Consider the following 11,559-nt stretch of genomic DNA (forward strand, 5'->3'; position numbering starts at 1 on the left):
ATATCTAACAGGGATTGATAATGCAAAAACTCATTAACTCAGTGCAAAACTATGCCTGGGGAAGCAAAACAGCGTTAACTGAACTTTATGGCATGGAGAATCCGTCCAACCAACCGATGGCCGAATTATGGATGGGCGCACATCCCAAGAGCAGTTCACGTGTGCACAACGCCGCCGGAGAGGTTGTTTCACTGCGCGATGTAATTGAAAGCAATAAATCCACTCTTTTGGGAGAGGCTGTTGCCCAGCGCTTTGGCGAACTGCCTTTCCTGTTCAAAGTATTATGCGCAGCCCAGCCGCTCTCCATTCAGGTTCATCCGAACAAACGCAATTCTGAAATCGGTTTTGCCAAAGAAAATGCCGCCGGTATCCCAATGGATGCCGCCGAGCGAAACTATAAAGATCTGAACCACAAGCCGGAGCTGGTTTTTGCTCTGACCCCTTTCCTCGCGATGAACGCGTTTCGTGAGTTCTCCGAGATTGTTTCTCTGCTCCAGCCAGTCGCTGATGCGCATCCAGCCATTGCTCACTTTTTACAGCAGCCCAATGCCGAACGCTTAAGCGAACTGTTCGCCAGCCTGTTAAATATGCAATGTGAAGAGAAATCCCGTGCACTGGCGATTTTAAAATCGGCGCTCCACAGTCAACAGGGTGAACCATGGCAAACGATTCGTTTAATTTCTGAATTTTACCCGGATGACAGCGGCCTGTTCTCCCCGCTGCTGTTGAATGTGGTGAAGCTGAATCCAGGTGAAGCCATGTTCCTGTTCGCCGAAACGCCACATGCCTATCTGCAAGGCGTGGCGCTGGAAGTGATGGCGAATTCCGATAACGTGCTACGTGCGGGGCTGACGCCAAAATATATTGATATCCCGGAACTGGTCGCCAACGTTAAGTTCGAAGCTAAGCCAGCCAATCAGTTGCTGACCAAGCCAGTAAAACATGGCGCAGAGCTGGACTTCCCGATCCCGGTTGATGATTTTGCTTTCTCGTTGCATGACCTTAACGATAAAGAGTGCACTATCGGTCAACAAAGCGCGGCGATTCTGTTCTGCGTAGAAGGCGAAGCCACGCTAAATAAAGACTCTCAGCAGTTGCTGCTTAAACCTGGCGAATCAGCGTTTATTGCCGCCAATGAGTCACCAGTCAAGGTCAAAGGCCATGGCCGTTTAGCCCGGGTTTACAACAAACTGTAAGAGCTTACTGAAATAGTTAACATCTCTTGCTAAGCTTATTAAAGGCTTATAACACTTTCAGGCGGCCAGTCCGCCTGATTTCATTTTACGGATAATCATTATGAAAAAATCGCTGGTAGCGGTAGGCGTCATTGTTGCGCTCGGCGTAGTCTGGACAGGCGGCGCGTGGTACACAGGCAAGAAACTGGAAACGCATCTCGAAGAGATGGTTGCGCAGGCGAATACGCAACTTAAACTGACAGCGCCTGAATCCAACCTCGAAGTCAGCTATCAAAACTATCATCGCGGCGTATTCAGTAGCCAGTTGCAGTTAGTTGTGAAACCCGTTGCTGGCAAAGAAAATCCGTGGATTAAAAGCGGGCAGAGCGTCATCCTCAACGAAAATATCGACCACGGCCCCTTCCCTCTGGCTCAGCTTAAAAAGCTGAATTTAATTCCGTCGATGGCCTCAGTTCAAACGACGCTAGTCAATACCAACGTCACTAACCCATTGTTTGAGATGGCAAAAGGTGAAACACCTTTTGTGATTAATTCCCGTATCGGTTATAACGGCGACTCCAGTTCTGATATTTCCCTCAAACCACTGAATTACGAGCAAGAAGGCGAGAAAGTTGCTTTTAGCGGCGGTGAATTTCAACTAAATGCCGACAAAGATGGAAAAGCGATCTCTCTGTCTGGAGAAGCGCAAAGCGGCATTATAGACGCCGTTAATGAGTACAACCAGAAAGTACAGTTGACCTTTAATAATCTCAAAACTGACGGCTCCAGCACGCTGGCAAGTTTTGGTGAGCGTGTAGGCAATCAAAAACTGTCGCTGGAAAAAATGACTATTTCCGTTGCAGGTAAAGAGCTGGCATTGCTGGAAGGCATGGAGATCAGCGGTAAATCAGACCTTGTAAACGACGGCAAAACGATCAATAGCCAACTGGATTACTCGCTAAATAGCCTGAAAATACAGAATCAGGATCTGGGGAGCGGCAAGCTAACCTTAAAAGTGGGCCAGATTGACGGCGAAGCCTGGCATCAGTTTAGTCAACAATATAATGCTCAAACTCAGGCGCTGCTGGCACAGCCAGAAATTGCCAATAATCCCGAGCTTTATCAGGAGAAAGTGACAGAAGCTTTCTTTAACGCCCTGCCACTGATGTTGAAAGGCGATCCGATGATTACTGTCGCGCCATTAAGCTGGAAAAACAGTCAGGGAGAAAGCGCGCTGAATCTATCGCTGTTCTTGAAAGATCCGGCAACGACTAAAGAAGCGCCGCAAACGCTGGCGCAGGAAGTTGACCGCTCAGTAAAATCGCTGGATGCAAAACTAACCATTCCGGTCGATATGGCAACTGAACTGATGACACAGGTAGCAAAACTGGAAGGTTATCAAGAAGATAAAGCTAAAAAACTGGCACAGCAGCAAGTTGAAGGCGCCTCGGCAATGGGCCAGATGTTCCGTCTGACCACTCTGCAGGACAATGTCATCACCACCAGCCTGCAATATGCTAACGGTCAGATCACGTTGAATGGTCAGAAAATGCCTCTGGAAGAGTTTGTTGGCATGTTTGCGATACCAGCACTTACCGTTCCGGCCGTACCGGCAATCCCACAGCAGTAACTCACGTCCAGAATGCCGGAGAATTTTCTCTCCGGCATTTAAGGCTGATGACAATTAGCAGAATTTCACGACTCAGTAGAAACCTTTCTTATACAGCGGAGTGAAGGTACTAAACGTGGACACGGTCATCATCAACCCGCGGAGAGAAAAGATCAGGATGCGTGAAATACATGGTTGTTTACCGACCTGCCAGCATATTAGTTGAGCTCCTGTACCCCACCACCAGAGACAGTGAGAATTTGTCCGCTTATCCAACTGGCTGCCGGAGAACAAAGGAACAGCGCTGCATCAGCAATATCCTGTGGTTTGCCCAGGCGTCTGATCGGCGTGTGTTCCAACATTTTCTGTTCAATTTCTGGCGTAATAACGGATTTAAGGGCATCAGTCAGTATTGCACCTGGTGCAATGCCATTAACCCGAATATTTTTTCCGCCAAGGTCAAAAGCCATATTTCTGACCAGATGGCTGGCAGCAGCTTTAGATGACGCATAAGAGGTCATGTTTTTATTTTTATTTTCTGCCGCCATAGAGGTGATGGTCAAAATAACACCACCGCCATTTTTTTCCATCTGCGGTGCAACAAGTTGCGACAGGTAGAAAAATGAGAAAACATTCAGCTCATAAGCACGGCGAAAATCCGCCATTGGCATATCAAACGGTTTAGGACCGCCACCACCGGCATTATTCACCAGAATATCAACTTTGCCCAATTTACTGACGGCAAAGTCAGCCAAAGCGGAGAGCTCCTGTTCGGAAGTAATATCGCAATGAAAGGCAAATGCTTGCCCGCCATGGCGATGAATTTCCTCAACAACATGATTCGCTGAGTCGGCATTAATATCACTGACCACCACTGATGCGCCTGCGGTAGCGAAAGTGATGGCGATTTCTTTACCAATACCAGCCCCGGCGCCAGTGATGATGGCGCATTTTCCGTCGAGTCTCAGGTTGTCAGAATTAAACACATAAACCTCCTGTGAACGTCAGTAAAATAAAAAACACCGCCTGTGTGCGACGTTTTTAGCACTATCCTCAGAGAAAAGACACTACCAGGTATAGCAGATAACATGTGGGTTATTTCATCGTAATAAGCCGTGCTGGAATAATCAGGTTTCGTGAGTGATTCTCTTCGTGACCAATTTTTTGCATCATGCGATCGGCAAGCGTAAAGCCAAGTTCCCGTGCTGGCGTGCTGGCCCAGATAATAGGTAAATCCTCAAGCGTTGTTTGCACCACATCAGTAAATCCCGCCAGCGAAACCTGCTGCTCGAAATAACGATCCACTCCGCTTTCGCCACTTTGCCTCCCTGCTCTCAATAAACCAAACCACGCGCCCATGGCAATAGTTTCGTTATAACAGACCACAGCACTGATGGTCGGGTTATGACGTAAAAGAGCAGTGATGGCTTCCGCGGCTTGCTTTTGGCTGGAGATGCACTCAACGACCCAATCGCTGTGAAATGGCAGGCCAAATTTCAATAAAGTTGCACAATAGCCGCCAACCCGCTCCGCACGAGTCAGAGAAGAGCTTTGCCCTCCCAGCCAGGCGATACGCTGATGCCCACTACGAATAAGATGCTCAGTCAATAACTGCGCCGCCTGCATGTTGTCAGGTCGAACAGTATCAACATCGTCAAGATAGCTGGCGCGCGAAGCGAAAATAACCGGGATACCTTTTTCTTCCGCCATGCGCCGCAGGTCATCACTACTTCCCGCCGCACCGGCGATCACCACACCATCAACGCCCTGGTTCAGCAACAAGGAAAATCGCTGAGCCAGTTGTTTACCGTCTTTACCGCCATGTAGCAAAAAAACCATCCGCCCCTGCGCTTCCAGCGCCTCCGTCAGCCCGGCGGTTAATTCAGCGTAAAACGGCGCGGTTAAATCACGAACAATTAAACCAACGACGCCACTCTGACCGCCCCTAAGCGCTGATGCCTGACGATTACGCACAAACCCAAGCTCTTCAATAGCCGCATTTACCCGTTCACCCGTCGCAGCAGAAATCCGCCCTTTGCCGCTCAGCACCAGCGAAACAGTACTCACTGACACACCCGCGGCCAGCGCAACATCATGAATGGTGATTTTTTTGGCGGTAGCCATGCGGACGACTCTCTCCCTGGTTATGTGACAGATAAAACGTTTTATCAATTATTTGCTTTTATACGCCCTATTATCGTTGCGTAATGTGATTTGTGCCGCACTAAAATTTGATAAAACGTTTTATCTTCTCGCGCAACTTATTGACCCCAGACTGTTCTTAACGAGGAGTCGTTTTATGACGGCGAAAACAGCACCGAAAGTCACACTGTGGGAATTCTTCCAGCAGTTAGGCAAAACCTTCATGTTACCTGTCGCGTTACTGTCGTTCTGCGGCATTATGTTGGGGATTGGCAGTTCTCTCAGTAGCCACGATGTTATCACTCTGATCCCGGCATTGGGCAACCCTGTATTGCAGACCATCTTTACCTGGATGAGTAAGATTGGTTCATTCGCTTTTAGCTTTCTGCCAGTAATGTTCTGTATCGCGATCCCTCTGGGGCTGGCGCGTGAGAACAAAGGCGTAGCAGCATTTGCCGGTTTTGTTGGCTACGCGGTGATGAACCTGGCAGTTAACTTCTGGTTGACCAATAAAGGCATTCTGCCAACCGCTGATGCCGCCGTTCTGAAAGCCAATAACATCCAAAGCATTCTCGGGATCCAGTCGATCGACACAGGGATCCTCGGTGCGGTGATCGCCGGTATTATCGTCTGGATGCTGCATGAGCGTTTTCATAATATCCGCCTGCCGGATGCACTGGCATTCTTCGGCGGTACGCGCTTCGTGCCGATTATCTCCTCGCTGGTAATGGGGCTTATCGGACTGGTTATTCCGTTGGTCTGGCCGATTTTCGCCATGGGTATTAGTGGCTTAGGCCATATGATCAACAACGCAGGCGATTTCGGGCCGATGTTGTTTGGTACTGGCGAGCGCCTGCTGCTGCCGTTTGGTCTGCATCACATTCTGGTGGCATTAATTCGCTTTACCGACGCAGGCGGTACGCAGGAAGTTTGTGGTCAAACCGTAAGCGGCGCGTTGACTATCTTCCAGGCGCAATTAAGCTGCCCAACCACTCAAGGTTTCTCTGAAAGCGCTACGCGTTTCCTCTCTCAGGGCAAAATGCCTGCGTTCCTCGGCGGCCTGCCAGGAGCGGCATTAGCAATGTATCACTGCGCTCGCCCGGAAAATCGCCACAAAATTAAAGGACTGCTGATTTCTGGTCTGATTGCTTGTGTCGTTGGTGGTACGACCGAACCGTTGGAATTCCTGTTCCTCTTTGTTGCTCCTGTTCTGTATGTGATCCACGCGCTGTTAACCGGCCTCGGCTTTACCGTGATGTCCATTCTCGGCGTCACTATCGGTAACACTGACGGCAATATCATCGACTTTGTGGTGTTCGGTATTTTGCATGGCTTGTCTACCAAGTGGTACATGGTGCCAGTAGTTGCGGCAATCTGGTTTGTCGTTTACTACGCCATCTTCCGTTTCGCTATCACTCGTTTCAATCTGAAAACGCCGGGTCGCGACAGTGAAGCCGCCAGTTCAATTGAAAAAGCCGTTGCCGGTACTCCGGGTAAATCGGGCTATAACGTACCAGCAATCCTTGAAGCCCTCGGCGGCGCCGACAATATTGTCAGCCTCGATAACTGCATTACCCGTCTGCGTTTGTCAGTGAAAGATATGTCGCTTGTTAATGTACAGGCGCTGAAGGACAATCGAGCCATTGGCGTAGTACAACTTAATCAACATAACCTGCAAGTGGTTATCGGGCCGCAAGTTCAGTCGGTGAAAGATGAAATGGACGGTCTGATGCGCGCTGTTCAGGCATAAGGATAAGATATGTTCGATTTTTCAAAGGTCGTGGATCGTCATGGCACATGGTGTACGCAGTGGGATTATGTCGCCGATCGTTTCGGTAGTGCTGACCTGTTGCCGTTCACGATTTCAGACATGGATTTTGCCACTGCTCCCTGCATTATTGAGGCGCTGAATCAGCGCCTGATGCACGGTGTCTTTGGCTACAGCCGCTGGAAAAACGATGAGTTTCTTGCGGCAATTGCTCACTGGTTTTCAACGCAACATTACACTGCCATTGATACGCAGTCAGTGGTGTATGGCCCTTCGGTTATCTATATGGTGTCAGAGCTGATTCGTCAGTGGTCTGAAGTCGGCGAAGGTGTGGTGATCCATACCCCTGCCTACGACGCATTTTACAAAGCCATTGAGGGTAATCAACGCACAGTGATGCCCGTTGCTTTAGAGAAGCGGGCTGATGGCTGGTTTTGTGACATGGATAAACTGGAAGCTGTGTTGGCGCAACCGGAGTGTAAAATTATGCTCCTGTGTAGTCCGCAGAACCCTACCGGCAAAGTCTGGACTTGCGATGAGCTGGAGACAATGGCCGATCTGTGCGAACGTCATGGTGTGCGAGTCATTTCCGATGAGATTCATATGGATATGGTGTGGGGCAAGCAACCACATATTCCCTGGAGCAACGTGGCGCGCGGAAATTGGGCGCTACTGACCTCAGGCTCAAAAAGCTTCAATATTCCCGCCCTGACAGGTGCTTACGGGATTATTGAAAATAGCGATAGCCGCGAAGCGTACTTATCGGCGCTGAAAGGTCGTGATGGGTTATCTTCGCCTGCCGTACTGGCGCTTACCGCACATATCGCCGCCTATCAGCAAGGCGCACCGTGGCTGGATGCCTTACGCGTCTATCTGAAAGACAATCTGACGTATATTGCAGATACGATGAATACCGCATTCCCGGAGCTAAACTGGCAAATTCCACAATCCACTTATCTGGCCTGGCTTGATCTCCGGCCACTGAATATAGACAACAACGCGTTGCAAAGAGCCCTGATTGAGCAAGAAAAAGTGGCGATTATGCCAGGATATACCTATGGTGAAGAAGGTCGCGGCTTTGTACGTCTCAATGCCGGATGTCCGCGTTCAAAACTGGAGAAAGGCGTCGCCGGGTTGATTAACGCCATCCGCGCCGTACGCTGATTATGATTGCGCAACGAATATAATCGTTGCGCAACATAGATTTTTACCCTGTTTTGTTTTTATAATGATGCGCACTTTTATACCCAGAAAAAGAGTGCGACCATGATTGATACCACCCTGCCATTAACTGATATTCATCGCCACCTTGATGGCAACATTCGCCCCCAGACCATCCTTGAACTTGGCCGCCAGTATAATATCTCGCTTCCTGCACAATCTCTGGAAACGTTGATCCCCCACGTTCAGGTCACCGCCAACGAACCCGATCTGGTTAGCTTTCTGACCAAACTTGACTGGGGCGTTAAAGTTCTGGCGTCTCTTGACGCCTGCCGCCGAGTTGCGTTTGAAAACATTGAAGATGCTGCCCGTAACGGCCTGCATTATGTTGAACTGCGTTTTTCGCCGGGTTACATGGCGATGGCGCATCAGTTACCTGTTGCTGGCGTTGTCGAAGCGGTTATTGATGGCGTACGCGAAGGTTGCCGCACCTTTGGCGTACAAGCGAAACTCATCGGGATTATGAGCCGGACTTTTGGCGAAGCCGCCTGCCAGCAAGAACTGGAGGCATTTCTGACCCACCGCGACCAGATTACCGCGCTGGATTTAGCTGGCGATGAGCTGGGTTTTCCGGGGAACCTGTTCCTTTCCCATTTTAATCGCGCACGTGATGCAGGCTGGCATATTACTGTTCACGCTGGCGAAGCCGCCGGGCCGGAAAGCATCTGGCAAGCCATTCGTGAACTGGGCGCGGAGCGTATTGGTCATGGTGTGAAAGCGATTGAAGATCGGGCGCTGATGGATTTCCTCGCCGAACAACAAATTGGTATTGAATCCTGCCTGACTTCGAACATTCAGACCAGCACCGTGGCTTCTCTGCAGGCGCATCCGTTGAAAACGTTCCTTGAGCATGGCATACGCGCCAGCATTAATACCGACGATCCTGGTGTACAGGGCGTAGATATCATTCATGAATATACTATTGCCGCACCTGCTGCAGGATTATCCCGCGAGCAAATTCGCCAGGCACAAATCAACGGTCTGGAGATGGCTTTTTTAAGTGCTGATGAGAAACGTGCGCTGCGGGAAAAAGTAGCTACAAAATAAGAGCGTGCTGCCTGAGAAAACGCGCCAGCGTCGTATCAGGCATTAAACTTATCGCCGGATACGGCGTAACGCCCTATCCGGTCAACAAAATCAATAATCACGTCAGGCACAACGTCGCGCGATGTCTGGCGGATTCGATACCAAGTTCAATAAGTTCCATCACCTGAATGGCCTGGCTTGCCGGAACCGGATTTTCGCCGTCGCCATTCAATGCATCACGAATAGCCGCGTAATAAGCCGGATAATTTCCCGGCACCGTCAGCAGCGTTTCTTCGACACGTTCGTCACCTTCGACTCGCGTCAGTACGCCATCACGCATATCATAGCCCCAATCTTCCTGCGGCAATCGTTCGCCATTTTTCAGACGCTCTTCCTGCGGATCAAGACCATATTTAATATAGCTGCCACGTGACCCGTGAACGATATAGCGCGCAGACTCTGCCGCCGCCAGCATAGTGCCATGTAAAATAACCCGTCGCTGTGGATAGGACAAAATAGCGTGAAAATAATCGGTCGACTGCGCCCCTGGACGTAATTGCGCTAAATCCACTGTCATACTGATCGGTAAACCAAACAACATAATGGCCTGATCGAGCAGATGCGGCGCCAGATCGTACCAGATACCGCTGCCAGGACCGCCCTGTTCACGCCAGCGATCGCGCACCTGTGGGCGAAAACGGTCAAAGTGAGATTCAAAGTAAGCAACTTCACCCAGTACGCCTTCCGCAAGCAGTCCTTTCAGCGTCAGGAAATCACTGTCCCAGCGGCGGTTATGAAAGACCGACAGCACGCGCCCTACACGCTTTGCCAGCGCATCAAGCTCCCGCGCTTGTGACAGTGTCACGGTAAAAGGTTTATCGACAACGACATGTTTTCCCGCTTCCAGCGCTGCTTTGGCTAACGGAAAATGGGTATCGTTGGGGGTAGGAATGACAATTAAATCTATGCTGGGATCATTAAAGAGATGCTTCGGCTCAGGGACAACCGCAGCCGTCGGCCAGTCGGCCTTTACTTTTGTTTCGTCGCTACTGGAAACCACAGCCAGCTCCAGCCCGGGCGTACCCGCAATTAAGGGCGCATGGAAGGTTTTACTCGCATAGCCGTACCCAATCAACCCAACACGAATGTTGTCGCTCATGTCATCGCCCCTCAGTGAAGTAGATCGCTATTTGACACTATCCTTTACCCGCTCACAACAATTTAATAACCTGCCGGCATCGCCAGGTCGTTGTTTAACTTAAGTCAAAGAAATAGCGATTTCTCCCAGGATTAAAGATAAATGTCGTAAAAACATTGGCAAAAATCTTGCTGGAGCAATTATTGCTAAGTAACATTTATGCTCTGTCGTTAATGGATCAATCAACATAGATGTGGGCAGTAATGAATCGTCTTATTGAATTAACAGGTTGGATCGTTCTTACCATTTCAGTCATTCTTCTTGGCGTGGCCAGTCACATCGACAACTACCAGCCACCTGAGCAGAGTGCCCCGGTACAGCACAAATAGCCCTCTGCTCTTGCAGAACAACATGCAGCCCCTTTGGGCGCATGTCTAACTTATTGGCTATATAAACCAGGAATTTATTATCTTGTTCGGCGTTGTTAACGATTGTCAGGGGGAGTAAAGCACGTTACTCTTTTCTTAGCAGTATTTATTCCCTGAATATTTGCATTAGCGCAGTCTTATTATTGCTATTGCACAAGTGTTCACCTTCGGTGAATTTTTGTCATTACAAATAATATCTACCCCGATGGTATTAGTTATTTTATGGATCATTTATGACTGTTCAGGACTACTTATTAAAATTTCGTAAAATCAGTTCACTTGAAAGCCTGGAAAAACTCTACGATCACCTTAATTACACCCTGACGGACGATCTGGACATTATAAATATGTACCGTGCAGCCGATCATCGTCGCGCAGAACTGGTCTCTGGCGGGCGTTTGTTTGACCTCGGTCAGGTTCCGAAGTCTGTCTGGCATTACGTTCAATAAAGAAAGTAGCGATCGATTATAAAAGCTTTATAATAGCGCCCTTAATATCAGATTTGTCTGTTTGCTGTCGCTTTTCTGGAGAACTTATGACCACCACAACGCCACAACGTATTGGAGGCTGGTTGCTTGGCCCGTTAGCCTGGCTGTTAGTCGCCTTGTTAAGTACGACACTGGCGCTGTTGCTGTATACTGTGGCGCTATCTTCTCCGCAAACATTTAAAACGCTCGGCGAACAACTCCTGACAACGCAAATCTTATGGGGCGTTTCTTTTATTACTGCCATCGCCATGTGGTATTACACATTGTGGTTGACCATTGCATTCTTTAAACGTCGGCGCTGTGTTCCTAAACACTATATTATCTGGCTATTGGTTTCCGTATTACTGTCGGTTAAAGCCTTCGCTTTTTCACCCGTTGAGGATGGAGTAGCCGTCCGCCAATTGCTGTTTACGTTGCTGGCAACCGCATTGATCGTCCCCTATTTCAAGCGTTCGTCCCGGGTCAAAACGACGTTTGTGAATCCGTAATAACCTTACAGTTAACCTGTTGTCGCCTCCTCTGGATTATCGGATAATAGGCGGCTTTTTTATTTCAGGCCGAAAA

At 49.2% G+C, this 11,559-nt stretch carries 11 protein-coding genes; 8 read left to right on the plus strand and 3 right to left on the minus strand.

Annotated features, from left to right (window positions below; all coding sequences use genetic code 11):
• The first annotated feature begins 20 nt into the window (after positions 1–20).
• Both manA and PS053_RS03130 read left to right on the plus strand, forming a co-directional pair.
• Positions 21–1,196 carry a mannose-6-phosphate isomerase gene (gene manA, locus PS053_RS03125; RefSeq protein ID WP_273774649.1) on the plus strand — a complete coding sequence of 392 codons (1,176 nt, stop codon included), beginning with the start codon at positions 21–23 and terminating at the stop codon, positions 1,194–1,196.
• A gap of 100 nt (positions 1,197–1,296) precedes the next feature.
• Positions 1,297–2,805, plus strand: a complete 1,509-nt coding sequence (locus PS053_RS03130; RefSeq protein WP_256878968.1) for a YdgA family protein — start codon at positions 1,297–1,299, stop codon at positions 2,803–2,805.
• Between the two features lie 197 nt (positions 2,806–3,002).
• Here the strand turns inward: PS053_RS03130 and hdhA are convergent, their stop codons facing one another.
• Complete coding sequence (hdhA, locus tag PS053_RS03135) at positions 3,003–3,770, minus strand: 7-alpha-hydroxysteroid dehydrogenase (protein ID WP_059224378.1); 768 nt, start codon at positions 3,768–3,770, stop codon at positions 3,003–3,005.
• A gap of 109 nt (positions 3,771–3,879) precedes the next feature.
• Positions 3,880–4,908, minus strand: coding sequence for a Mal regulon transcriptional regulator MalI (locus PS053_RS03140; protein WP_256878967.1), 1,029 nt, complete (start codon positions 4,906–4,908; stop codon positions 3,880–3,882).
• A 175-nt stretch (positions 4,909–5,083) separates the two neighbouring features.
• On the opposite strand from PS053_RS03140, the gene malX reads away from it, so the two are divergent.
• From malX to add, 3 genes are all read left to right on the plus strand, one after another.
• Positions 5,084–6,676: a PTS maltose transporter subunit IICB gene (malX, locus tag PS053_RS03145; RefSeq protein ID WP_256878966.1), complete on the plus strand. Its 1,593-nt coding sequence runs from the start codon at positions 5,084–5,086 to the stop codon at positions 6,674–6,676.
• 9 nt (positions 6,677–6,685) lie between these two features.
• Positions 6,686–7,858: a bifunctional maltose regulon transcriptional repressor/cystathionine beta-lyase MalY gene (gene malY, locus PS053_RS03150; RefSeq protein ID WP_256878965.1), complete on the plus strand. Its 1,173-nt coding sequence runs from the start codon at positions 6,686–6,688 to the stop codon at positions 7,856–7,858.
• 102 nt (positions 7,859–7,960) lie between these two features.
• A complete protein-coding gene (gene add / locus PS053_RS03155) occupies positions 7,961–8,962 on the plus strand; it encodes an adenosine deaminase (RefSeq protein WP_000567526.1) in 1,002 nt (333 codons plus the stop codon).
• Positions 8,963–9,059: 97 nt separating this feature from the next.
• On the opposite strand, the gene PS053_RS03160 is transcribed toward add, so the two are convergent.
• Complete coding sequence (locus PS053_RS03160; protein ID WP_059253429.1) at positions 9,060–10,100, minus strand: oxidoreductase; 1,041 nt, start codon at positions 10,098–10,100, stop codon at positions 9,060–9,062.
• Positions 10,101–10,342: 242 nt separating this feature from the next.
• On the opposite strand from PS053_RS03160, the gene blr reads away from it, so the two are divergent.
• The 3 genes from blr to PS053_RS03175 all read left to right on the plus strand — a co-directional run bounded on the left by blr (position 10,343) and on the right by PS053_RS03175 (position 11,483).
• On the plus strand, positions 10,343–10,468 hold the full coding sequence (blr, locus tag PS053_RS03165; RefSeq protein WP_032275219.1) for a division septum protein Blr: 126 nt from the start codon (positions 10,343–10,345) through the stop codon (positions 10,466–10,468).
• A 272-nt stretch (positions 10,469–10,740) separates the two neighbouring features.
• Complete coding sequence (gene ydgT, locus PS053_RS03170) at positions 10,741–10,956, plus strand: transcription modulator YdgT (protein WP_000217948.1); 216 nt, start codon at positions 10,741–10,743, stop codon at positions 10,954–10,956.
• Positions 10,957–11,042: 86 nt separating this feature from the next.
• A complete protein-coding gene (locus tag PS053_RS03175) occupies positions 11,043–11,483 on the plus strand; it encodes a DUF2569 domain-containing protein (protein ID WP_010335292.1) in 441 nt (146 codons plus the stop codon).
• Positions 11,484–11,559 lie beyond the last annotated feature (76 nt).

The sequence above is a fragment of the Escherichia albertii genome, from assembly GCF_028622335.1.
GTDB classification, from domain to species: domain Bacteria; phylum Pseudomonadota; class Gammaproteobacteria; order Enterobacterales; family Enterobacteriaceae; genus Escherichia; species Escherichia albertii.